General features: G+C 40.0%; 22 protein-coding genes, 1 tRNA gene and 1 pseudogene. 7 read left to right on the top strand and 17 right to left on the bottom strand.

Annotation, left to right across the window (positions count from 1 at the left end):
* Positions 1 to 69: 69 nt before the first annotated feature.
* The 5 genes and pseudogenes from mcrC to KFO40_RS13745 all read right to left on the bottom strand — a co-directional run bounded on the left by mcrC (position 70) and on the right by KFO40_RS13745 (position 7,500).
* On the bottom strand, positions 70 to 1,125 hold the full coding sequence (gene mcrC / locus KFO40_RS13765) for a 5-methylcytosine-specific restriction endonuclease system specificity protein McrC (RefSeq protein ID WP_004316546.1): 1,056 nt from the start codon (positions 1,123 to 1,125) through the stop codon (positions 70 to 72).
* The gene (locus KFO40_RS13760; protein WP_004316543.1) at positions 1,125 to 3,152 is read right to left on the bottom strand and encodes an AAA family ATPase; all 2,028 of its coding nucleotides are present in this window, start codon (positions 3,150 to 3,152) and stop codon (positions 1,125 to 1,127) included. The genes mcrC and KFO40_RS13760 overlap by 1 nt, the downstream gene beginning before the upstream one ends.
* Positions 3,149 to 3,433, bottom strand: a pseudogene (locus tag KFO40_RS13755) (type I restriction enzyme endonuclease domain-containing protein); the annotation flags it as partial. The gene KFO40_RS13760 and the pseudogene KFO40_RS13755, both read right to left, overlap by 4 nt.
* Positions 3,434 to 3,465: 32 nt before the next feature.
* Positions 3,466 to 4,542 (bottom strand): YhcG family protein, encoded by a 1,077-nt coding sequence (locus tag KFO40_RS13750; RefSeq protein WP_211146476.1) that lies wholly within the window; start codon positions 4,540 to 4,542, stop codon positions 3,466 to 3,468.
* Positions 4,543 to 4,722: 180 nt separating this feature from the next.
* The gene (locus tag KFO40_RS13745) at positions 4,723 to 7,500 is read right to left on the bottom strand and encodes an AAA domain-containing protein (protein ID WP_211146475.1); all 2,778 of its coding nucleotides are present in this window, start codon (positions 7,498 to 7,500) and stop codon (positions 4,723 to 4,725) included.
* Positions 7,501 to 7,749: 249 nt separating this feature from the next.
* Between KFO40_RS13745 and KFO40_RS13740 the strand changes: the two genes are divergently transcribed.
* Together KFO40_RS13740 and KFO40_RS13735 are read left to right on the top strand one after the other, a co-directional pair.
* Positions 7,750 to 8,790 (top strand): alcohol dehydrogenase, encoded by a 1,041-nt coding sequence (locus KFO40_RS13740; protein ID WP_229070653.1) that lies wholly within the window; start codon positions 7,750 to 7,752, stop codon positions 8,788 to 8,790.
* 15 nt (positions 8,791 to 8,805) lie between these two features.
* Positions 8,806 to 9,282, top strand: coding sequence for a low molecular weight phosphatase family protein (locus KFO40_RS13735; RefSeq protein WP_004320325.1), 477 nt, complete (start codon positions 8,806 to 8,808; stop codon positions 9,280 to 9,282).
* A 14-nt stretch (positions 9,283 to 9,296) separates the two neighbouring features.
* On the opposite strand, the gene KFO40_RS13730 is transcribed toward KFO40_RS13735, so the two are convergent.
* Together KFO40_RS13730 and mnmE are read right to left on the bottom strand one after the other, a co-directional pair.
* On the bottom strand, positions 9,297 to 10,139 hold the full coding sequence (locus KFO40_RS13730) for a TrmH family RNA methyltransferase (protein WP_118024012.1): 843 nt from the start codon (positions 10,137 to 10,139) through the stop codon (positions 9,297 to 9,299).
* 52 nt (positions 10,140 to 10,191) lie between these two features.
* Positions 10,192 to 11,589 carry a tRNA uridine-5-carboxymethylaminomethyl(34) synthesis GTPase MnmE gene (mnmE, locus tag KFO40_RS13725; RefSeq protein WP_032846428.1) on the bottom strand — a complete coding sequence of 466 codons (1,398 nt, stop codon included), beginning with the start codon at positions 11,587 to 11,589 and terminating at the stop codon, positions 10,192 to 10,194.
* 134 nt (positions 11,590 to 11,723) lie between these two features.
* On the opposite strand from mnmE, the gene KFO40_RS13720 reads away from it, so the two are divergent.
* Positions 11,724 to 13,631: a PAS domain-containing hybrid sensor histidine kinase/response regulator gene (locus KFO40_RS13720; protein ID WP_211146474.1), complete on the top strand. Its 1,908-nt coding sequence runs from the start codon at positions 11,724 to 11,726 to the stop codon at positions 13,629 to 13,631.
* Between the two features lie 82 nt (positions 13,632 to 13,713).
* Positions 13,714 to 14,373, top strand: coding sequence for an NAD(P)-dependent oxidoreductase (locus tag KFO40_RS13715; protein ID WP_117513470.1), 660 nt, complete (start codon positions 13,714 to 13,716; stop codon positions 14,371 to 14,373).
* Positions 14,374 to 14,490: 117 nt separating this feature from the next.
* Here the strand turns inward: KFO40_RS13715 and KFO40_RS13710 are convergent, their stop codons facing one another.
* The 4 genes from KFO40_RS13710 to KFO40_RS13695 form a co-directional block, all read right to left on the bottom strand.
* Positions 14,491 to 15,369, bottom strand: a complete 879-nt coding sequence (locus KFO40_RS13710) for a nucleoside phosphorylase (protein ID WP_004320316.1) — start codon at positions 15,367 to 15,369, stop codon at positions 14,491 to 14,493.
* 156 nt (positions 15,370 to 15,525) lie between these two features.
* A complete protein-coding gene (gene floA / locus KFO40_RS13705) occupies positions 15,526 to 16,527 on the bottom strand; it encodes a flotillin-like protein FloA (RefSeq protein ID WP_004304885.1) in 1,002 nt (333 codons plus the stop codon).
* Between the two features lie 22 nt (positions 16,528 to 16,549).
* Entirely contained in the window at positions 16,550 to 17,020 is a 471-nt protein-coding gene (locus KFO40_RS13700) for an NfeD family protein (RefSeq protein WP_004304887.1), read from the bottom strand.
* 16 nt (positions 17,021 to 17,036) lie between these two features.
* Entirely contained in the window at positions 17,037 to 18,458 is a 1,422-nt protein-coding gene (locus tag KFO40_RS13695; RefSeq protein WP_009040379.1) for a tetratricopeptide repeat protein, read from the bottom strand.
* Between the two features lie 183 nt (positions 18,459 to 18,641).
* Here KFO40_RS13695 and KFO40_RS13690 point away from each other — a divergent pair, with 183 nt between their 5' ends.
* Both KFO40_RS13690 and KFO40_RS13685 read left to right on the top strand, forming a co-directional pair.
* On the top strand, positions 18,642 to 19,388 hold the full coding sequence (locus KFO40_RS13690; protein WP_004304890.1) for an ATP-binding protein: 747 nt from the start codon (positions 18,642 to 18,644) through the stop codon (positions 19,386 to 19,388).
* 15 nt (positions 19,389 to 19,403) lie between these two features.
* A complete protein-coding gene (locus KFO40_RS13685; RefSeq protein ID WP_004302024.1) occupies positions 19,404 to 19,775 on the top strand; it encodes a DMT family protein in 372 nt (123 codons plus the stop codon).
* A gap of 66 nt (positions 19,776 to 19,841) precedes the next feature.
* Here the strand turns inward: KFO40_RS13685 and KFO40_RS13680 are convergent, their stop codons facing one another.
* The 6 genes from KFO40_RS13680 to KFO40_RS13655 are packed head-to-tail and all read right to left on the bottom strand — an operon-like array spanning position 19,842 to position 24,353.
* The gene (locus KFO40_RS13680) at positions 19,842 to 20,855 is read right to left on the bottom strand and encodes an FAD:protein FMN transferase (protein ID WP_004309770.1); all 1,014 of its coding nucleotides are present in this window, start codon (positions 20,853 to 20,855) and stop codon (positions 19,842 to 19,844) included.
* A 30-nt stretch (positions 20,856 to 20,885) separates the two neighbouring features.
* Positions 20,886 to 21,467 carry a manganese efflux pump MntP family protein gene (locus tag KFO40_RS13675; RefSeq protein ID WP_004302038.1) on the bottom strand — a complete coding sequence of 194 codons (582 nt, stop codon included), beginning with the start codon at positions 21,465 to 21,467 and terminating at the stop codon, positions 20,886 to 20,888.
* Between the two features lie 6 nt (positions 21,468 to 21,473).
* Positions 21,474 to 22,223, bottom strand: coding sequence for a DUF6048 family protein (locus KFO40_RS13670; RefSeq protein WP_004309771.1), 750 nt, complete (start codon positions 22,221 to 22,223; stop codon positions 21,474 to 21,476).
* On the bottom strand, positions 22,207 to 22,791 hold the full coding sequence (locus tag KFO40_RS13665) for a DUF6452 family protein (RefSeq protein ID WP_004309772.1): 585 nt from the start codon (positions 22,789 to 22,791) through the stop codon (positions 22,207 to 22,209). The genes KFO40_RS13670 and KFO40_RS13665 overlap by 17 nt, the downstream gene beginning before the upstream one ends.
* A 21-nt stretch (positions 22,792 to 22,812) precedes the next feature.
* Positions 22,813 to 23,763: a glycosyltransferase family 2 protein gene (locus tag KFO40_RS13660; RefSeq protein WP_004309773.1), complete on the bottom strand. Its 951-nt coding sequence runs from the start codon at positions 23,761 to 23,763 to the stop codon at positions 22,813 to 22,815.
* A gap of 32 nt (positions 23,764 to 23,795) precedes the next feature.
* The gene (locus tag KFO40_RS13655) at positions 23,796 to 24,353 is read right to left on the bottom strand and encodes a DUF4199 domain-containing protein (protein WP_015532571.1); all 558 of its coding nucleotides are present in this window, start codon (positions 24,351 to 24,353) and stop codon (positions 23,796 to 23,798) included.
* A 308-nt stretch (positions 24,354 to 24,661) separates the two neighbouring features.
* On the opposite strand from KFO40_RS13655, the gene KFO40_RS13650 reads away from it, so the two are divergent.
* Positions 24,662 to 24,735 (top strand) — tRNA-Thr (locus KFO40_RS13650).
* Positions 24,736 to 24,738 lie beyond the last annotated feature (3 nt).

Raw genomic sequence — 24,738 nt, 5'->3', positions numbered from 1 at the left:
TTGTTTATAATCTTATAAATATGGGATTCATCGGATGATGCTTAAAATACACAATGAGTCTATATGTGTTTAATGTATCTTTATATAGCTTATTATTTCATCTAATTGGGAAGCAATATTTTTGAAATCTGTATATAAGTCGAGAGTTTTGACATAGATTCTATTTCCACATATACTGGTTTCTAAATCAGGAGTAATTTCTTCATTAGTTTTTGCATATAAAAGCATACCTGCAACATTGCTTGAATTTTGTATATCATAGTTTTTCACATAGGTGAAAATTTGGTATAAGTTGTTAGAATGAAGGGTTTGTTTGTTATATTGTTTTTGCATTGTTTGCGAATAATATTTGGTGTCAATAATAAGCGTTCTTCCATTGTATTCTAACATGATATCTGATTGCATACATGGAAGTAATTCTAGTGCTTTGTTATCGGATTGATAGTCAATATTCCATTTTATTCGGGAAGTACTGGTCTTTAATTCAGGATGTTCTGTTTTGTAATATTCTAATACAAATTTCTCATAAAGCCGATGCATATATTCATCAGAGAAAGTTGCCATGTGGTATTTACCATCTTCAGTTGTCTGTAGTAAACCTTCCAAAATAAAATAACAAATATTCATCAGCATTTTATAGGTCTGATTATTACGTTGAAAATAGAGTGTATTCCACTTTACGATGGATGGTTCAATGGTATTAATGTTGACGAAGAATGGTAGGACTTTTTTTAATTTGTTTTTTCGTTCTTTGGCTACTATCTTTCCTTGGAGAAGAATACTGATTGTAGTTTTTAATATTTGATTAAATATATTATTTTCTGATAGTTCATCAAATTCGCATGATAGGATCTGCTGACATTGTATTCTATGTTTAATAGTTTTTGTTATGTCAATTTTCCCTCTCATTGTAGGTAGTGATTCTGTTCTTGGTACATATTCACGATATAATCCTTGTTTTAATTGATACGAAATACCTCGCGATAGAATTTCTGCAAACAAGTCTTCTATATGCTCGAATTTTTCAGAAGCTATACTTGCATAGTTGTTACGCTTAAGTACCTGAAAGGCATAAGCTAGCATGTAATAAATATTTTTGATTAATATATTTTTGTCATTTGTCATTAGAATAAGCTCTTTAGTTCATTTTCCCAAAAATCAACTTTTTGTTTATCATCAAACCAATATTCATGTAACATAGGAATAATGTCATAGAATATAATTTCTTTTACTTTATCACAAGATTTTAATCCACATAAATAACTGTGTCCTATTTGGAATCCGTCACCGAGTGATTCATCTCTAGATATTTCATCATTTAATCTCTTGATCGTTTCAATTAATTTGTCGAAAGTGGTATTATGTAATTCATTTTGGTACTTTTGGAAGCCGATTGAATCAAATCCTGGTTTCATGTTGTAGAAACAAAATCTTCTTCTCAATGCATAATCAATCATAGCCAAGCTGCGATCTGCGGTGTTCATCATACCTATGATGTGGAGATTGTTTGGCACAGAGAAAAGTTCTCCATTGTGTGCTAATGCTATTTTAACATTACGGTAATCTTTTTCAATTAGCATTAATAATTCTCCGAATATTTTACTCATATTACCACGATTGATTTCATCAATTATGAAAAAATAATCGTGTTCTGGATCATTTCCGGCAGTAATACAAGATTTGTAAAATATTCCCTTTTTTAGTTCGAATTTTTCTTCTTGAGGTTTATAACCCATAACAAAATCTTCGTATGAATAATTTTGATGGAATTGGACTATTGAGATTCTTGAATCATCTTTTTCTCCCATTATTGTATAAGCCAGTCGTTTGGCAGAGTATGTTTTACCTACTCCCGGGGCTCCCTGCAATATGATATTTTTTTTGTATTTGAGTATACTTTTTAGAGTTTTGAGTTCTTGTTCATCAAGAAATACGTCATTTAGAAAATCTTCATCTGTGTATCGGCCGATATTTTCATTTGTTCGTTTAATAGGATTTGTGTCTCGAATTATATCCATAATGAAATCATATTCATTTTGGGTAAGTTTGAATAAACTGCCATTAGGATTAGCAAAGAACTCCATATTATTGAGTTCCTCGCAGTTTTTTAAAATCGAATAATCAATAGGATAAGTAAGCGATTCTGTTTTTTGGAAATAGATATGTTTTCCATCATTCTTTTTGTAAATCTTAGCAAGTGCAACTACTTGTTTGGTAGGAGTTGCTTCATAACAGATTGCTATGTCACCAGCTTCTGCATCTAAGAAATTCTGGAATACACGACGTTTATTTCCATTGTCATTATATAAAGTGTAAGACTGAATTTCTCCTATGCTCCAATTGGACAAACTCCACATTTGAGGATTAGCATTTAGCCACCAGTAGTGAAGTTTGGAAGTAGGGGGAGTTAAAGGAGGGATGTCTTTTTCTTGCTTTTTTCCTGCTATCTGAAATGTTTTTTGACTTTTTTGATTATTCTTATCTAAGAAGTATAGAAAATCTACAGTAGTAGTTGTCAATTCGAGATCTGGATCACAATTCGGAGTGCGAGTGAGGACATCAGAAAGCATTGCTTTCAGTTCTGTATCTTGTTGCAAAATCCATTTGATTTCATTATATAATTCGTATGCTTGCAATACAGTATTGGGAGTAGCACCTTTTTTGAAGGTGTAACTAGTATTTAAAATTTGAGATACTCGCGAGAATTCCCTTGGTTTAAATATGTAATATCGTTCTGGATATCTAAGCCATAAATAGGTGCTTATTGTTCTATAATCTTGAAAGTGATTTCTCCAAGTGCTTTTGTATTTCTCAAGTATAAAGTCTGATTCTTTAATAAATTTATAAATTCGATCGGAAAGGGGAATATGTTCATTATATAAATCAATAAACATCTTTCTTACATCTTCAGGGGCAACCATTGCGAAATTCTTTATCATGCGTCTAGGAAAATAATGTTGTGCTCCTAGAAGATTTTGAGTTTTCGAAAGAGAAGTTTTAAGCATTTGTGTGAAATCTGGGGACTTGATATCCCAATGGGATTGAAACCAGCTTACTGCTTCCCATTTATACTTTTCATCATTCCAAGAGGAGAAGAAATTTGTCTTATAATCTTTTATTTCCTTCTCTAACTTATTTATGTCTATATTCATAATAGGGTATTTTTATTGTTGTTCTTTGGGGTATAATATTCAACTCTTTCATCTGCCGCCATTGGAGGATATGTTTCGTTATGAAAATCATATTTTCTAGTTTCGTTGAGTAATGAGTTGTAATTATCAGAATCATTATCAGTCCATTGTTCACATTGATGAATAACTGTTTCCAGTGCATTTTCAGCTTCTTCTGGTGGATATTTGTATTTTTTCAGAAGTCTTTTTATCATACGACGCATCCCTGCTCTGGCGGATTCTTTCTTCTGCCAGTCGATTGAGAATTTAGCAGTTTAAATCGTTGGTTTCATTGTTAGTTATCTCTTAATTTAGCTTCTATCTCTTCAATGGTAGGCATGGTACCTTCCACTTTTTCGGGATAGAACTTCTCCAGATCATATTCGGAAATACCCAAAGGTTGGCTGCTCGACTCCAAAGCATACTGGGCTTGTATGCGGTCTTTCTCTTTGCAAATCAGTAAGCCGATGGTTGGGTTATCCCGTCCTTCCTTACGCAGCAAATGATTGCAAGCCACCACATATCCACCTAATTGACCGATGTCGGCAAAAGCAAATTTGCCGATCTTTACCTCTACCACTACATAGCAGGAAAGCGAAAGATTATAAAAGAGCAAGTCGATAAAGTTTTCCGTTTCGCCTATTTCCAAACGATATTCTTTGCCCACATAAGCGAAACCTGTACCCAGTTCAATCAGGAATCGGGTAATGTTATTCAGTAGAGCATTTTTGAGCAATCGTTCATTGTAACGCCCAGTTATACCCGTGAAAGCAAAATTGTAGGGGTCTTTGGTCAACTCCTGTGCAAGGTCGCTCATCGCATCGGGCAATGTTTTTGTAAAGTTAGTCAGTGCCTTGCCCTGCCGCTCATAAAGGTCGGTGCTAATGAAATTGAGCAGCATACTACGACTCCAGCCGTTCTCCACCGTCTGGTGAACATAGAACAGAGCTTTGTCTATATCGTCTTTCACTTTATCCATTATCAAGCAATGGTGTCTCCATGGGACTTCAAATATTCCACCAACTTGGTGGAATAATTCCGTTTCATTTTTTCCACCAAGTTGGTGGAAAGTTTTCAGAGCATCCTTATATAACAAATAAAACTTCCTACAATAGTAGATATTGCTCTTTGACAAACCAGCTGCATTGGGTATAGCTTCACGTAAATCTTTGCTCAATTGAGTGATAACACTTTCGCCCCAGCGTTCTTCTACGTGCAATTCAACAATGTCACGACCTAAAAGCCAGTTGAATTTCAACTGTTCCACATTTACTTTCACCGCTGCCTTTATTTGGCTTTGACGATAGCGACCGCAAAGGTTTTTCACCCATTGCAGATATTCTTTATCAAGTATGTTTATTGACTTGTTCATCGTAATCTATAATACTTCAGTTGCGTTAATTTTTAGTTGTGCTGTCGTACTTTAAATGAGAAGTAAATGTAGGCATTATTATTGATGTGATTGTTATAGTTGGAGTAAAATTTATTCTTTTGGTTGTTAGAATATGCAGAAACTCCTATTCTAACAAAAAAATGATTTGCAATGAACATTCTAATGCAAGTTTAATACTTCGCTTAACTTATCCTCAATAATTTTCTTCTCATTACTACCAATAGTAGACAATCTCACCAATGGAATTCCGTACAACTCTAAGATACGATCCTTTTTAATATCACGTTCTGACTGACTCGTCCCCGATTTGTGGAATGCATAACCATCCGTCTCAATAGCCAATACCGGTTGTTTGCTCACACGATTATAAATTAGAAAATCAATATGAGTATTTATATTTGCAGCATATTTGCTTTCCTCTTCATTCAATAAAGAATAATCCTGAATCAACATATAGAGTGGTAAATGGCAAATGATATTCAAATGACGCATATTGATATTCTCTTTCAGGATATCTTCAAGTAATGCAAATGTAAGATTCTCGGAATCGTATTCGGATATTTTCTTGTGTTTCTTCAAATAGGCAATTCGGGCATCTGTATATTGCTCATATAGATAATCGAATATAGAATGAATCTTACTGGTGGAAACAGTGCCATTGTTATATTCGATATAAGCGATCAAATCGCTAATATTGCAGTCTTTGGGTTGTTCGTTTCCTGATACGACTAAATAGAATTGTGACTTAGCCCGCGAAACAGCAACATTGAGCAGGTTGGGATCGTCGGAAAAGGAAGTGATGACATCGTCGACGGTGGTCATAATGATAGCATCCTTTTCTCTTCCCTGAAATTTATGGACTGTTGCGACATCAATATCCTCTTCAAGTGAGGATTTTACTGCATCTACTTGTTTGTTATATGGAGCTATGACGCCAATTTCATCTGTTTCATAAGATAGATTCGGTAGTACTTCCTCTTTGATAACATCTATTTCCCGTTGATTCATGTGGTTGCGGGAGTGGTTGCCTTTGGCTGTCCGTATGGCACAAATGACATCTTCTTCTCCTTTATCACGTGTCATGATGACGAGATCTCCACCATAAAATTTCTGATTACAGAAGTTGATGATTCGAGGATGGCATCGATAATGTTCCCGTAACAAGGTCTGCGGTACATTCGGAATAACTTTGCAGACAGATTGCAAAAAACTCATATTGGCACAATCATATTCCGGCTTAATCAGGCACGCATTAGCGATAAAGTTTAGCGTTTCCTTATTTTCTTCCGTGACCACATTGGGAAGTTGCATGGTGTCACCGACAATGATTGCATTTTTAGCACATGACAAGGCTAAAGCTCCGGTTTCAACGGAAACCTGTGACGCTTCGTCCATAATGATATAATCATATACGGCATCTCGTTGCAGACTGCCTAATGATGAAAAGGTAGTGCTTAATATGATAGGATATTCTTTTTGTACCTCTCGCCAATTATTTTTTAGATCAGGGAGCGTAAAGATGGGCTTGTCATGATTATTGCCATAGGTATGAAATAACTGATTCTTTAGATATTTCATTGATGTATCGGCCATTTGTCTAGCCATTTCTGCTGCATCTTTGTTGGCAAGCTCCTTTTCTAATGTGTCTATTTCAACTTCCAGTTCTGCATACTTTGTTTGGTAGAATAAGATTTGGAAGTCGGTGATAATTAAACTCATCTCCCGTTTATAGAAACCTTTATCGGGGATTTTACAAATCGTTTTGCTCCTGAATTTAAAGAATAACCATTTCAACCGTTGAATAAAAGCTGCTATTCCCCGAAGACTTGATGATTGCTCTTTTTCTGCAAATTGCTGACATTCATTCCATAAATTCAGAAGGTCTGCCGAGCTGGAACTCTTTCGTTGTTGGAGAGTAATTTCTTTTGTTCCGAACTCTTGCAGATAATGTTGCCACTCTATTTTTAAAGCTTGTATTTCCTGTCTTGCCATGGCAAGGCGTTCCTGTTTGGAAAATATGCTTTTTAGTTCTTCTGTCTGATGATGTATCTGATTGAGAAATTGAGGTTGGTCGGCATCCGCATCATGCCATGACTCAAAGTTCTCCGGATATTGTTTTTCCTCTTCTTGAGTTTCGATGAATTTCTCTTTGTTAGCTGTGCTACCAAGCAATGCAACAATGAATCCCATATCGTATTTGGATAACTTCTCAAGTACATTGACGATGGCGGAGTTATTATTAGATACTACCTGAACAGTCTTACCACGCACAAGGATATTGGCAATGATGTTCAGAATCGTTTGGGTCTTTCCAGTTCCCGGAGGTCCTTGCACAACACTGATTTGATTCTCAAAAGCTGCCTGGACTGCTTTTTGCTGGCTTGCATTACAACCGAAAGGAAAAATCAAGGTTGAGGCAGTCTGGGTCTGCATTTTATATTTTTGAGGATTCAGATATACAGCAATAGCTCTGTTGTTTGCGATGAAATGAATCTTTTCATATTGTTTTGCCAATAGCTTCGTTCCGTCATCGGCTTTCAATTCGTTCGCATCGGCAACTTTCTTCAAATATTCGAATATACTTTTCGAACGACTCTCTCCCAAGCATGATTCGATAATTTCTAAGTCCTTTTCTCTGTAATCATACTCTTTACCATTCAGAAAACGAATGTGCCAATAGTTGTGTGATCCGGCCTTAAAAATAGATAAGGCTTTGATGTTTGATAAAGTTCTCCCTTTACTGATTATTTGATAATTATTGGGGTCCGGTTTGTCCGGATCAGTCAGCCAAAGGACATTTTCTTCTTTGTAAGTATACGCACTGGGAACATTCCGGAATACTACCTTATAGTTGCCATTATGATTTTGGCAACTTTCTATTTCAGGAGTCTTGATTTGACCTTTTATAATAATCAGATTTTCGGAAGTATCTATCATAGGCTTGTGTGTAAATATAATAAGTCATGCTGCTGTTTTTATTTATTATTTAGGATATAAAAGTAAGAATATTTTCCAGAATATCAAAGCTGAAGTAGAAAAAACAGTGAATGACTTTATTCAGCTTTGTATTGTTATAAATATAGAGTGAGATTCGGTTTGGGAGTATTGAACGTGATAAAAGAGATTTGTTTTGCCAATGAAATCATTATCTTTGCAAGGTATATATTAATGAACGAGGAGGATATTATGCTTGCATACACATATATTGAACACGGAAAGTTTGAATTGCAGGAGAAAGCAAGACCGGAAATAAAGGATTCACGGGATGCAGTCGTGCGTGTAACACTTGGTAGCATCTGCACCAGTGATCTTCATATTAAACATGGCAGTGTGCCGCGTGCTGTGCCCGGAATAACTGTCGGGCATGAGATGGTAGGTGTGGTAGAACAAGTAGGGGCTGATGTCACTTCGGTGAAGCCTGGTGACAGGGTGACTGTGAATGTCGAAACTTTCTGCGGTGAGTGTTTTTTCTGTAAGCATGGATATGTGAATAACTGTACTGATCCTAATGGCGGTTGGGCTTTGGGGTGTCGAATAGATGGCGGTCAGGCGGAATATGTCAGAGTTCCTTATGCGGATCAGGGGTTGAACCGTATTCCGGATACAGTGAGTGATGAACAAGCTTTGTTTGTCGGTGATGTGCTTGCAACAGGTTTTTGGGCAGCACGCATCTCGGAAATTACCGAGGAAGATACTGTTCTTATCATCGGTGCCGGACCTACCGGGATTTGTACTTTGTTGTGTGTGATGCTGAAGAAGCCAAAACGCATTATTATCTGTGAGAAATCTCCTGAAAGAATTCGGTTTGTTCGCGAGCATTATCCTGATGTGTTGGTGACTGAACCGGAAAACTGCAAGGAATTTGTTCTCAAGAACAGTGACCATGGTGGTGCAGATGTTGTTTTGGAAGTGGCAGGGAGTGACGATTCTTTTTATTTGGCTTGGAATTGTGCCCGTCCTAATGCTATTGTCACGATTGTAGCCCTCTATGATAAACCACAGCTTCTTCCTTTACCTGATATGTATGGCAAGAATTTGGTTTTTAAAACAGGTGGAGTGGATGGCTGCGATTGTAACGAGATTCTCATGCTGATTGAGGAAGGTAAAATTGATACTACTCCTCTTATTACACATCGATTTCCATTAAATGAGATTGAGGAAGCTTACCGTATTTTCGAGAACAAGTTGGATGGGGTTATTAAAGTAGCTATATCAGGAAATAAATAAAAATAGAATTTTTGTATGAAGAATATACTGATAGTAAGTAATAATGATATGTGCCGCAGTCGTATGGCACAGGAAATTTTGAACTCCTTCGGTAGAGGGATGAAGATTAGTACTGCCGGTATTTTGGCTGGAAATTCTGTCCCTGACGTTGTTTGCCAAGTGATGGAACAAAATGGATATGACTTTTCGCGTAGAAAGCCCTGTGACGTTGCGACGTATGCCCAACAGACGTGGGATTATGTCATTACCCTTTGTTCGGAAGCGGAGGAAGTGCAAAAGGAAATGCAGGGGGTAGTGAGAAAATACGTTTCTTTCAACTTTACAGATCCCTTTCAGGGAGGAATTCATGTAGAAGATGAGCAGGAAGAACGGGTTAGGGCACTATATGACATCATGCATAAAGAACTGTATGAGTTCTTTCGAAGTGAATTGATGGAAAAGTTGTTACCTCGCTGTTCCTGTGGCGCAAATACGTATTGTAGGTGTGAGTAGGAATATAAGTAAAATCATATATGTACATCATCCGGTGATGGTGGCAGATCTGTGTCATTTTGAACGCGAAGTTGCCAGAAAGCAATAGCGGATGCGGCGGCTACATTGAGAGAATCGACACCGTTTGCCATAGGAATGCGGACTACATAGTCCGCCTCATTGATTGTTTCGTTTTGAAGACCATCCCCCTCTGTTCCCATTACGATGGCTAACTTGGGTTCGGTTGCTAAGATAGGATTATCGATAGAGATTGATTTCTCCGTGAGTGCCATAGCGACTGTACGGAAACCCTGTTTACGCAACTCATTGGGAGAACCGTCCAACCAAGTCCATGGTATCAGGAAGACAGAACCCATCGAAACCCTGACTGCACGTCGGTTTAACGGATCACAAGAATTGCGTGTTAATAATATAGCATCTATTCCCAAGGCGGCTGCGGAACGGAAGATGGCTCCGATATTAGTAGCGTCTACCACGCCCTCAATGACTACGATCCGTCGAGCTTTCCGACACACCTCCTCTGCACTTGGTAGTGCTCGACGACGCATGGCGCAGAGGACACCGCGCGTCAGTGTATATCCGGTCAATGTGGCAAGTAACTTTCTTTCACCGGTATAGACAGGTATATCACCACAACGTTCAATGATGCCAGCGGCATCACCAGTGATATGCTTCTGTTCACACAAGAGGGCTAAAGGTTCATAACCAGCATTCAGAGCTACATGGATAACTTTGGGGCTTTCTGCAATAAGCAATCCCTTATCAGGCTCGATACGATTCCGTAATTGAGCTTCGGTGAGGGTACTGAATATTTCTACTCCGGAGTCTGTTAAGGATGATATTTCTATAATGGGCATAGTGATTTCTTTAAACGATCTATTTTATTGCAGCAATGATAGTATGCGCTTCTTACTTACCGATGCAAAAATGTTGAAAGATATTTTGAAGCACCATATCATTCGTAACCTCCCCCGCTATGTCCGAAATAAAGAAGATACACTCTCGTATGTCTTGCGAAAGAAAATCCCCGGAAATCTGCGAATCAAGTCCGTTTTGTACTCTATGAATAGCTTCCAAAGCTTTGTTTAAAGCTTCGTAATGTCTTACGTTTGTCACAATAATATCATTCTGTGTCACTGTAGGCAAGTGTGCAGCATCAATAAGCATTTTTTGTAGCTCACTTGTATTCTTCCGTTGTTTGGCCGAGATGAAAATAGATTCCGTAGATTCTTTGGGGAAGTCTTTTAATAAAGATAATACATTCTCTTTCTGTTTATCTTCAATCAAATCAGTCTTATTGAATACAACAATCAAATGTTTTCCTTCACAACGTGGAATTATTTTCTCCGATAACTGTTCAATTTGAGAAGCGGCATTCACAGCATCTACCATCCAAAGAACAATCTCCGCCTGATCCAACTTCTGAAAAGTACGTTCAATACCCAAACTTTCAATCGTGTCATTGGTTTCCCGGATTCCGGCGGTATCAATGAACCGGAAAGTGATTCCTCCGATATTGACAGTATCTTCGATTACATCACGTGTTGTCCCGTGAATATCACTGACAATGGCTTTATCCTCATTCAATAATACATTCAGTAAAGTCGATTTTCCGGCATTTGTTTCACCGATGATAGCTACGGGAACACCATTCTTAATGGCGTTGCCGACACTAAATGAATGAGCCAACCGCGAAATGACCTGTTCAATTTCATCTGCCAGTTTCCTTAATGCCGAACGATCGGCAAATTCCACATCCTCTTCGCTGAAATCCAACTCCAATTCAATCATGGAAGTGAAATTCAACAACTTGTTGCGTAGATCTGTCAGCTCTTTACTGAATCCACCCCGCATCTGGCTCATTGCCAATCGGTGAGTGGCAGCAGATGAAGAAGCAATCAAGTCCGCCACAGCTTCTGCCTGACTTAAATCCATCTTTCCATTGAGGAAAGCACGTTGTGTATATTCTCCCGGCTGGGCCATGCGGCAACCGTTTTTAATAAGCAACTGCATCACCTGTTGAAGAATATAAGTGGAACCATGACACGTGATTTCCGTGCTGTCTTCTCCCGTATATGAATGAGGAGCACGGAAAAGGCTGACGAGCACTTCATCAATCATCTCGTCTTCGTCATAAATACGCCCGAATGTCAAAGTATATGGTTTTTGTTCGCTCAATAATTTGCCAGCTTTGGCTGGCTTGAAGATGCTGCCGGTAATAGAAATAGCTTCCGGACCGGAAACGCGGATGCTTCCGATAGCACCGCCTTGAGCGGTAGCGATGGCACAGATAGTATCTTGAATCATTGTTTTTTCTTTTTGGATGAGCAAAGATAATTGTTTCTAAGTAAAAAACAGAAAATTGAGCACAACTTGTGCTTTATTTGTTTATATTTGCTGCCGTGCAGTGGTACACCAAACAAAATAAAACAATAATGCTTATGGAACCAGCGATTAATTTATATTCTTCCAATGAAAAGAGTGAACTCATACGGGAGAACTCACAAGAAATACTTTCTGTCCTTGCAGCTCATCAAATAGCTTTGTGGGAATATGATATCATTACGGGCAAATGCTCCTTTTCAAACGATTATTTTTTTACACTGGGATTAAAGGATGCCGGGATCATTTTTGAAGATATAGATGATTTCTATCGGTTTATTCATCCGGAAGATATTGAATTCTATAAACAAGCCTTTGCAGAAATGCTTTCATCAGACTCTAAGACCTCACAAATTAGAGTTCGTTGTATAAGTGAACAAGGGAAAGTAATTTGGCTGGAAGATCATTTTCTGTCTTACAAAGAGAGTTGCGAAAGTCATCCGGGTAAACTGCTGGCATATACGGTGAACGTCACTTCACAATGCGAAAAGGAGCAACATATCAAATATCTGGAAGAGTATAATTGCAAAATAATTGAAGCATTGCCGGAATTCATTTTTATTTTTGATGATAATTTCTTTATTACCGATGTCCTGATGGCACCGGGAACGATATTGCTTCACCCTGTGGAAGTGCTACGCGGAGCAGATGGACGATCTATTTATTCACCGGAGGTTAGCGACTTGTTTATTTGTAACATTAGGGAATGTTTGCGTGATGGTAAGTTGAAGGAAATAGAATATCCGCTTGAAGTGGATGGAAGTCTGCATTATTTTCAGGCACGTATCGCCCCCTTTGAAGGAAACAGGGTACTTGCCTTGATACATGACATCGGAGACCGGATTCAGCGTTCGCAGGAATTGATCGAAGCTAAACGTCGTGCGGAAGATGCTGATAAAATGAAGTCGGTCTTTTTAGCTAATATGAGCCATGAAATTCGTACTCCGTTGAATGCTATTGTTGGTTTTTCGGAGATTATCGCAGTGACAGAAAGTGAAGAAGAGAAAATGGAGTATCTGGAAATTATTCAGAAAAACAGTAACTTGTTATTACAGTTAATCAATGATATTTTAGACCTTTCCCGTATTGAATCCGGCAAATCGGAAATGCATTTCCAGCAGGTTGAGATTGCAGGACTAGTGGAAGAAGTGGAAAAAGTGCACCAGCTGAAGATGAAGTCGAATGTAGAATTGAAAGTGATTCGTCCCGAAGGAGAATACTGGACTTCTACTGATCGTAACCGTGTGATGCAGGTATTGTTCAATTTCTTGTCGAACGCGATTAAAAATACGGAAAAGGGAAGTATAACTTTAGGCTTGAAACATGAAGGACCCTGGCTGAAACTGTATGTCAGCGATACGGGTTGCGGTATATCCAAAGAGAAACTCCCTCAAATTTTCACCCGGTTTGAGAAACTGAATGATTTTGTGCAAGGCACCGGATTAGGGCTTTCAATTTGTAAAAGCATTGTAGAACGACTGGGCGGCCGTATCGAGGTAACTTCAGAATTGGGGCAGGGGAGTACGTTTGCACTCTATTTGCCTTATCAGGAAGTACCGAAAGAAGTTGCTGAAAGAAGCCTCTCACATAAGAAGAACGTCGATGAGGATAAACGTAAAAAGATATTGGTGGTAGAAGACATTGAGTCGAACTTTGTCCAACTTAATATTCTTCTGAATAAGGAATATATTATTTCATGGGTACGCAACGGACAGGAAGCCATCAATAGTTTTATCCGCGAAAAGCCGGATTTGATTCTGATGGATATTCGTATGCCGATCATGGACGGTATTCAAGCCACTGAAAAGATCCGTACTATTTCTCTGACTGTGCCTATTATTGCAGTGACCGCGTATGCTTTCTATACTGAACAGCAACAGGCTATTCAGGCAGGATGCAACGCTGTTATCTCAAAGCCCTATTCTTTGGAAAGGTTGAAAGAGACAATAGAATCTTATATCGGATAATTAATTTTCTAAAAGAGAACTAACATTCTGAATGTTGTAGTGTTATTTATTATATAGTAGTAACATTATAATATATTAGAATATGGAGAAAGTAAAAAAGATAGTCCTTATCGGGGCAAGCGGCTTTGTGGGATCTGCCCTTCTGAATGAAGCATTGAATCGTGATCTCGAGGTTACGGCAGTAGTTCGTCATCCGGAAAAGATAAAGATAGAGAATGAAAATCTGAAAGTGGTGAAAGCCGATGTCTCCGCGCTTGATGAAGTGACTGCCGTTTGTAAAGGTGCAGATGCGGTTATTAGTGCATTCAATCCGGGATGGAATAATCCTGATATATACGATGAAACAATCAAAGTTTATCTGACCATTATTGATGGAGTGAAGAAAGCGGGTGTTAATCGCTTTTTGATGGTGGGCGGTGCCGGTTCTTTGTTTATCGCTCCGGGCTTGCGTCTGATGGATTCCGGTGAGGTACCCGAAAATATATTGCCGGGAGTGAAAGCTCTAGGAGAGTTTTATCTGAACTTTTTAAAGAAAGAAAAGGAAATAGACTGGGTATTTTTCTCTCCGGCAGCGGATATGCGTCCGGGAGTACGTACAGGACGTTATCGGTTGGGAAAAGATGATATGATTGTAGATATTGTAGGAAACAGCCATATCTCTGTTGAAGATTATGCCGCCGCCATGATTGATGAACTGGAATATCCGAAACACCACCAGGAGAGATTTACGATTGGTTATTAATAAAAAAACAATGGCTTGAATCCACACATATTATCAGTGAAAGATTCAAGCCATTATACATTCTTTTAATTGCAATTTTATTCTTTCGATTACAATTTAATCCTCCTGAATATAGATTTATATCCTGTCAAGTACTGTCTTAATTAGCGTATCGATTGTATTCTTATATCCGGTGTTGGCCTCTTTGATAAGTCGGTTGGCTATCACCATGCAGACGGTCATTGCCTTGTGTCCCATCAACCGGCTAAGTCCTGCCAAAGCCGAACTTTCCATTTCGAAGTTGGTAATTTTGTAACCTTTATATTCGAACGCTTCAATCTTATCATTCTGTTTCGGGTCTGCTAACGGGATACGAAGTTCACGTCCTTGAGGACCGAAGAAACCTCCGGCAGCGATTGTCACTCCACGTACCATGTCGTCTTTGGCGATCCGGTCAATCAATTCTTCATTGGCATCAATGACGTAAGGAGCAGGAGCGCACATATTTCCCGACCAACCCATGTGATTGAGGAAAGCACGTTCGAAAGGCAAATCGCATACGGCATTACGTCCGGCATAGAAATTCAGTAACCCGTCGAAACCGATGGACTTTTGCGAACATACAAAAGTTCCGACAGGCGTATTGGGTTGTAGGCCGCCACATGTGCCGATACGCACTAATTCCAGTTGGCGGAACTGATCCTTTTCTTCACGGGTGACAAAGTCGATATTGGCGAGTGCATCTAATTCATTCATTACGATGTCGATGTTATCGCAACCGATTCCTGTAGAGACTACCGTAATCCGTTTACCTTTGTAAGTACCCGTGATGGTTTTGAATTCGCGGCTTTCCACTTCACATTCTTTGTTTTCGAAATGAGAAGCTACGAGTGCTACACGTCCGGGGTCACCTACTAGGATTACTTTATCTGCCAACCATTCGGGTTTTACGTGAAGATGGAATACTGAACCGTCTTCATTGATTATCAATTCAGAGGATGGAAAGTACTTTTTCATGTCATTGAAAGGTTTTAGTTTTATAATAGGATTGTATCTATAAATAGAAACGCCGGAACCGGATTTAAGTTCAGAAGAAGTCTCTTTCTTTTTCCATAGAAAAGGAGAGAACGTCTTGCGACTGAAATGAAATCGGATTCCAGCGTTTGTGAACGATTATTTGCTCAATGGCTGATTGCCAGCATTGCCTGTTGTCGGCTTGGCGATATTCTCACGCATGGAAGTATCAGCTTCGATATTCTTCATGCGATAATAATCCATGATGCCTAAGTTTCCACTGCGGAAAGCTTCAGCCATTGCTTTAGGAACTTCAGCTTCTGCTTCGATCACTTTGGCACGAGCTTCCTGTGCTTTTGCTTTCATTTCCTGTTCGGAAGCTACTGCCATAGCACGGCGCTCTTCAGCTTTTGCCTGTGCAATATTCTTATCTGCATTAGCCTGATCGATTTGCAGAGCCGCACCGATGTTCTTACCTATGTCGATGTCCGCAATATCAATAGACAGAATCTCGAAAGCAGTTCCTGCGTCCAGACCTTTACGAAGTACAAGTTTAGAGATAGAATCCGGATTCTCCAATACCGATTTATGGTTTTCAGAAGAACCGATAGACGAAACGATACCTTCACCTACACGGGCAAGGATCGTATCTTCACCTGCACCACCGACCAGCTGGCGGATATTGGCACGTACTGTAACACGAGCCTTAGCTATCAACTGGATACCGTCTTTCGCAACAGCCGTTACAGGAGGAGTATCAATCACTTTCGGGTTTACAGACATCTGTACAGCTTCGAATACGTCACGTCCTGCCAGGTCGATAGCAGTAGCCATCTGGAAAGGCAATTCGATGTTGGCTTTCGATGCCGATACTAAGGCGTGAACTACCTTTTCTACGTGTCCGCCAGCCAGATAATGGGCTTCCAGTTCGTCGCGGGTGATATTTTTCAGACCGGCTTTGTGGGCTTCGATCATTCCCGGAACGATGATATACGGCGGAACGTTACGTATACGCATTAAGAATAGTTGTATCAGCGAGATGTTAACTCCCGAAACTTTAGCCGACAACCAAAGGAAGAACGGCACGTAATGGAAAAATATTATCAAGAAGATAATACCTCCGGCTATCAGAAAGATAGGCAAGTAGAAAGATGATTCCATTGATGTTTTTATTAAGTGAATATTATTCTTTGTGTTTCTCAACCATGATTGTACCGTCGGTGATCCGGCTTACGATTATCGGAGTCTTCTCATTGAGGAACCCGTCTATTGACTTTACCTCTACAATTTTTCCGTTAATCTCGGCATAACCGATTTGTGCCAGGCGGGTAGTACTGATTCCTATATCACCCACTTTGACGCTATCTTCTGCGCTACGGTCTACTTTTGAATCGATATCTTTTTTCAACGCCAGTTTGTCCAGCATTTTCGATCGCATAAACCAAATCAGTGATCCGATACAGGCAACCGCTGATATGCCAAGAGTGACAAATCCTCCTGCCATACCTAAATTGGTGAATGCATAGTAGTTGGCATACAGGATGCAAACCAATGCAGAAATTCCGGCCAGACTAATGCCCGGGATGACGAACAGTTCTACCAGAAACAGTATGACTGCGGCAATAATGAGAACGGCGATAATGAGTATATCCATAGTTCAGAGTTATTATTTATTTTGTTTTTTCTGCATTACGTACATTCACTTCGAGAGCATCGAGTTCTTCGGACATTTGCAGTATCCGCTTTTCGAGGTCGAGAATGGCAGGAGCCATTTTGGCTTTTCCCTGTTGGTTGGCACCGGCATATTGTTGACGAAGGCCGTTCAGCTTTTCTTCTTGTTGATAATAGTCTTTTTCCATCTGCTGATAGCGTTGGAAAAGTGTCTTGGCTTTTGCGGATTTAAAGTCGCTCATCAGATAGTAAGTCGTATGGTCGTCAATGACAAACTCAAAGTCCATGGCACGGCGTTCTTTGGGCTTATGACTGATAGCAGCTTTCAATCGTTGCAGTGCTTCGGTAACCGCTTGTTTATCCTTCCAGGTTTCTTTCAGCGAATGAATCTGTGCCAGACGAATGATCTCTTGCTGCTCCATTGCTTCATAATTATAAGTCTGTTTGGAAGTGTTAGGGATGAATACATAAATACATATCTTTCCTTCCGGTTGGAAACGGTCGGAAGCAAACCATCCGAGGTTGTTGTATTCATCGATGACGTACATATAATCGTTGTACGGCGAGTTGAACGGCATACCCACATTTTCCGGAACAAGATAAGTGTCGGTATTCGTGTTGTAGCGAGTGACAAAAATATCATAGCCACCCAATCCCTCGCCATCGCTGGCGTAATAAACGGTGACTCCATCCGATAGAACAAACGGATAATTCGCATTCCCGGAAGCATTGATACTACCCGGTAACGGACGTCCGTCACTCCATTCATTCAACAACTTGTTCTTTGAAAAGATATCAAGATTACCTTTCTCGCCCTTTTCGCTATAATAAATTTTATTTCCGATTTCTGTTTCATAAACAGTTCCCGGATGATCTCCTTCTGTCTTGAAGAATTCATTGAAAGTAAACAGTTTGCCCGATTCTTCGCTGATCTTGTAAGCGTTCAGGAAAGTTGCTTTGTCCACAACGAAACTGTCGATGATACATACTTCCTCAACCCCCTTCAACATACGAAGGTCAGATTTGCTTTTCTCCAGAAGTTTCTCCGCTTCTTCCGTCGGTTTCTTGCGTTTACTTAAGTCTGCGATGTATTCTTCAAAGCAGTTCACTGCGTCTTCAAAGCGGTACGTCTCATTATATGCTTGTCCCAAATAGAGTTGTCCACCGGTGATACGTTTCTTTACCGCTATTTCAAGAGGTTTCACCGCCTCTTCCGCCTCTCCGGTTTTCAGGCAACATACGCCATACCAATAATTATAATTCCCGTTCGACGGTTGTGATTTAGTATACTTCTTAAAAACTGGTTTGGCTTGTTCGTACTCACCTTTGGTAAATAAGGTGCGTGCCTGTTCCAACGTTTGTGCAGAGACTTCGCAAAGGAAGAGGCTGCAAATTAAAAATAGAATATATTTTCCTTTCATCGTTTTGAGCGTTTATGAGTGACGGGTAGATTGAAAACATCGCTGCTTTCGGGCACCGGTCCATTTATCAATTGTTCAAAAGTACAAATTTATTAGAAATAAACCCTTTTTCAGTGATTCTATTATGTTAATTCTTCTTTAAATCATTCTTTTCGCTTACTTTTGCAGCCGATTTTTAAAGATATGACACAATTTACGGAAGAAGAGAAAACCATTCGCCGCATTGAACGGCGGTTTAGCAAAGGAGTGGTGCAATATGGATTGATAGAAGAAGGAGACAAAATCCTTATCGGACTATCGGGAGGAAAAGATTCGTTGGCGCTTGTGGAACTGTTGGGGAGACGCGCACGTATCTATAAACCTCGCTTTTCTGTCGTTGCCGTCCATGTAGTGATGAAGAATATTCCTTATCAGAGTGATACGGAATATTTGAAAGCGCACTGTGAGACGTATGGAGTTCCCTTTGTGCAGTATGAGACAGCTTTTGATCCTGCTACCGACACACGTAAATCTCCCTGCTTCCTCTGTTCATGGAACCGTCGGAAAGCCCTGTTCACAGTTGCCAAGGAACACGGATGCAATAAAATCGCTCTCGGTCACCATATGGATGATATTTTGGAAACTTTATTGATGAATATCACTTATCAGGGAGCTTTCAGTACAATGCCGCCCCGGTTGATGATGAAGAAGTTTGATATGACAATTATTCGTCCGATGTGTCTGGTCCATGAAGCTGATTTGGTAGAATTGGCAGCTTTGCGTCATTATCAGAAGCAAGTGAAGAATTGTCCTTATGAATCGCAGTCCAGCCGGAGTGATATGAAAGGAATTTTACGGCAGTTGGAAGCGATGAACCCGGAAGCTCGTTATAGCCTTTGGAGCAGTATGACTAATGTACAGGAGGAATTATTACCAGATAAAATAGATTAATTTGAATAGATTGTTATGAAAGGATTCTATACCATTTTGTTACTGATTGTATCTAATGTCTTTATGACATTTGCTTGGTACGGACATTTAAAGATGAAACAGGAGTACAGTTGGTTCGCAGCTCTTCCGCTGATTGGTGTGATTGCGTTCAGCTGGGCGATCGCCTTTTTTGAATATTCCTGTCAGATACCGGCCAATCGCATTGGCTTTATAGGCAATGGAGGCCCGTTTTCATTGATGCAACTAAAAGTCATTCAAGAGGTAATAACACTTGTTATTTTTACAGTGTTCACTACCATCTTCTTTAAAGGTGAGGCTTTACATTGGAATCATCTGGCTGCATTTATTTGTCTGATTGCAGCAGTGTATTTCGTGTTTATGAAATAGATATTTGCCAATTGAATAGAGGTTCTGTTTTACTCAAGTAGAACCTCTGTTTGTATAATATATATATTACGGAGTAGTTATGTATTTTTTCATTCCCTCCGTATAATAAGTCTTGAACTCTCCATTTTCTCCACTATAAATAAAGTAGGCGTCAATCGTTGTATCCGCTTTGCAGAAAGCTTCCGCTTCTTCCAGTCCCATCACCATGAAGGCGGTGGCAAGGGCGTCGGCAGTCATACAGTCTTTGGCGATTACCGTAGAGGACAAGATATTGTGTTGTACCGGATAGCCAGTTCTAGGGTCAATCGTATGGGCGTATTTCTTCCCATCCTTATAATAATAATTGCGATAGTTTCCGGAAGTAGCCAAGCCTAAATCTGTTATCTCAAGAATTGTCTGTAAGTCTTGGTTTACGGCCAGTGAATCGTCGATGGGCTTATTGATTCCAATGCGCCATAAGCCTTTGGAAGGATTTTTCCCTTTCACTACCACCTCGCCGCCTATATCTACCATATAGTTTTTTATTCCCTTACGGTCGAGCAGTTGTGCAATTACGTCTACCGAATACCCTTTGGCCACGGCACTACAACTTAACATAGTACGAGGATCCTGTTTGATAACTTTGCCGTTATCCATTTTCACTTTTTCATATCCGGTGATTTGTAACAGACTGTCTATCATTAATGAATCAGGAAAAGCACCTTTTTTGAAACCGAATCCCCAAGCATTGGCAAGAGGGGCTACTGTAATGTCGAAAGCACCCTTTGTCTCGCGGGAAATTTCCATCGAGCGATGGAAGCATTTCTGGAAAAAACTATCAGTCACCAGCTCTTCATTGCGGTTGACGCGACTGATAACAGAACTGTCATTGAATGGCGATAAAGATTGGTCGAAGCGTTTTAGTTCAGCTTCTATTTCCGGTTTTAAGTCACCGTCATGCTGATAAGTAATTTTATATACTGTCCCAAACACCAAACCTTTGACACTGTAATAGCCAACTTGTTGATTATGTCTGACTAATATCCAGATAGTTGCCAAAATCAGGAAAGCCAGCCAAAGGAAACTTTTTTTTGTTTTCATACGCTCTTCTATTTGATGAGAAAACTCGTTTTATTGAAGAAATAAATGTTCAATTAATATCTTTAGTCCGATAATGACTAGAATGATACCTCCCCATAACTCTGCTTTCAGTTTCCGGGCGATGCCGCAGCCACATTGGATACCAAAGATCAGACCGATGAGTGACATGACAAATGAAACAAACCCGATGATGCTGATAGGAGGAAGGATTTCGGTATAGTCCTGAACTCCCAGAAAGGCAAAGGAAATGCCGATTGCCAATGCATCAATACTTGTGGCTATTGCCATAGTCAATACCACTTTCGGATTTGCCGGATTGAACAGTTTACAACATTCTTCTTCTTTGAAAGATTCTAAAATCATTCGTCCGCCTAAGAAGGCAAGGATCGCGAAAGCAATCCAATGGTCTACACTTTCTATAAGATGACTGAATGTCTTTGCACACATCCATCCGATAAATGGCATGATTGCCTGAAAAAAGCCGAAAGCAAAAGCCATGATTAGCATGGGTTTCCAACGGGTACGTTTCAAAATAATACCGCTTGCAATTGAGACAGCGAAACAATCCATCGCCAGACCTATTGCAAGCAGCCAAATCTCTAGTCCTGTCATTGTATTCTAAAGAGGCAATTTATAAATAAGGGAATAAGTGATTCCCATGTTATTTGATTTAAACTTTCCGTAACCGGGCACGTACCATGGGTCTCCATATTCTCCGGTAGATGCTTTGGTTTTGTATTTCATACGTACCGACCACCCCATGTTGAAGTTTTTGTAAATACGTACTTTGACGCCTAAAACGATTTCCAGCCATTGCACCGATCCTTTCATACCCAGATGGCTGAATGGCACACTTCCTCCCCAATAACCGTCTTCCAAACTGGGGTTACCTATTACATCTCCCCAGATAGGATCATCTGCCGGCATTGTGGAAACATCATATTTAAATGAACTGAATGCATAGCGAAGTCCTGCATACAAGTAGCTATTCTTCTCTTTTTTCTTTGCCATGGTGTTGTAGTCCACACCGATTCGGAAGAATGGGGCCATTTTGCTCTTATAGTGTATGCCTGTTTCGCTCCAGGTATCTGTTCCTCCCATACCAAACTCAATAGTAGGGATGAATTTATTCTTGAGGTTAACGGCTACGCTGACTTCAGAACTCATAAAGTCGCCTCCCAGCAGCTTGCTTCCAACGCCATATAAATCCACACCGACATACGTACCATTGTAGAGCGGAATGGTATCTATCTCGGCAACCTCTTTTTTCTTCTGATCTCTTTTGGGCGTTTGCGCCGGACGTTGCTGTTGTGCCAGCAACGGAAGCCCAATGCAAAAGAGCAGAAGCAGACTAATTAGTCGTTTCATCAGGTGTGCGTTCTGGCCGATAATTATAGAATATCTGCAAGTTCTCGATTTCATTTGTATTGGCTTCTTTATTTTTTATATGAAGAGAATCTATCTGGTCCGGCTGCCCGTTGCCATAGGGAGGAGGGTTACCCGGTCTTCCCGGTTTTCCAAATTTAGCGCTGATTATATTTTGTTTCATCATATAACCACATTCCATGGACTGGAAATAAGGAGTATTTTGTTGTACAATGTATAATGTGTCAAAATCTTTTTCTCTACGTTTGGGATCGTATCTGAATATGAACACAGTAGTGTCACTTGTGTATCGTAGTGGTAACATCAGGGTATGCACATTCTTTTCATTGTTCAGAATGATAGAGTCGGTGCCTAATGCTGTGATTGTTAATGAATCAAGCGTGTCTTTTAATGCAATAGTAGGGTTATCCGGATTAATGGTATATATTGTGCAGTACATCATCGGACGTCCTGCCAATGAGCAATCGTTCTCATCCGAGCAGGCACTGTGTAAGCTGACTGCACCGCCAATGATAGTCAATATGAGAAAGATACGAATTAAATTCTTCATAGTCAGTTTATTGAATGTGAATCAAATTTTCTTTTCTATCTGATAGTTATTCCGTTCCGGTGCATTGCGCGAGATGAGTTCGCCAAGGAATCCGGCTAAGAATAATTGCGTACCTATAATCATTGCCGTAAGTGACAAATAGAAATAGGGAGAGTCGGTCACCAGTCGGTAGGGGAGACCGTTGTACATGGCATATAGTTTACTGGCACCTACGATGATGACAGAAATCATTCCTATCAGAAACATCAATGATCCCAACAGTCCGAAGAAATGCATCGGCTTGATGCCGAATCTGGAGAGGAACCAAAGAGAGAGTAAATCCAGATACCCGTTTACGAAACGGTTCAGTCCGAATTTTGTTGTGCCGTATTTACGCGCCTGGTGGTGTACCACCTTTTCACCGATTTTCTTGAATCCGGCGTTCTTTGCCAAATAAGGTATATAACGATGCATCTCACCGTACACTTCGATATGTTTTACGACCTCTTTGCGATAGGCTTTCAATCCGCAGTTGAAGTCGTGCAGGTTTTTGATGCCTGATACTTTGCGGGCAGTAGCATTAAACAACTTGGTGGGCAGTGTTTTTGAAATAGGATCATATCTCTTTTGCTTCCAGCCGGATACCAGGTCGTAGCCATCCTTTGTAATCATCCGGTAAAGTTCGGGGATTTCGTCTGGGCTATCTTGTAGGTCCGCATCCATCGTTATGACTACGTTTCCTTCCGCTTCAGCGAATCCACAGTAGAGTGCAGGTGATTTACCGTAGTTACGGCGGAATTTGATACCTTTTACATGTTCCGATTGAGCTTTAAACTTTTCGATCACTTCCCATGAATGGTCGGTACTTCCATCGTTAACGAAAATCACTTCGAATGAGAATCCGTTGGCTTGCATTACCCGTTCTATCCAAGCATAGAGTTCGGGTAGTGACTCTTCTTCATTGAATAATGGGATTACAACTGATATATCCATTTTTTTATTACTAATTACTTACGAATTATAAATTACGATTGAGACACTCCGTCATTTTCCGGTTTGGCCTTTTTCATTACCATCAATGCGGTGGGAATGGCCAGGATACTTCCCCAAAATACATCCCATGACAATAGTTGCATGGTGATATTGATGGAAGTAAGTGAACGGGCGGTATCTATTGTTTCTTTTATAACTTCTTTGTTTTCTATCAGAGCCGGGGTGTTGGTCATCAGTTCGTCCCACAACTGGATGTAAGAGTTGATGATAAATCCATGATCGATGAATTGGAAATAGGCGTAGTGAGCCACAGCTACCAGCAGAGAAGCAAACATATACATAAATATGGTAAAGAGCATGGCATGTGAAAATTGGATACTTCCTCCGCAAATCTTATCCCGGTACATTTTCGCATAGTGATATCCGATGAAAGGTACGGACAATGTCAGGATTACAAATAAAAGCGAAAGGAAAGGTATGTGGAATCCCAGCGGAAATAATATGAACTTCAATATCCAGTAGATTCCCATATACGTGCCAAAATGCATGGCATATTTTTGTAAATAGCTTCTGTTCTCTGTCATCTTCATTTATAAATTGCGCACAAAGGTACAAATAATATCGGTTGGTAGGGGAAATCTGGTTGTTAAAGTTAATAAAGCAGAGGAAGTTGTTGTCTGAATATTTTTTTGCAATTTTAATTGCCTGAAATGTAGCCTGTTAGTCTTTTGTTAGTAAAAAAGTTGTCTGCAGCTATTGCAGAATACATAAAAATGTCTACCTTTGCAACCGCAAAACGGGTAAGTCCTATACGGCCAGCTCCCTTCGAATCCTCCAGGGCTTGATCGCAGCAAAGGTAGTTGGTTGTAGCGGCGCGATATAGATAGCTTACCCACCCGCCTCTTTAGCTCAGTTGGCCAGAGCACGTGATTTGTAATCTCGGGGTCGTTGGTTCGAATCCGACAAGAGGCTCAA

It is taken from the genome of Bacteroides sp. 1001302B_160321_D4 (assembly GCF_015667765.1).
In the GTDB taxonomy this organism is placed as follows: Bacteria; Bacteroidota; Bacteroidia; order Bacteroidales; family Bacteroidaceae; genus Bacteroides; species Bacteroides xylanisolvens.
This window is presented reverse-complemented; position numbering and strand designations above follow the sequence as displayed.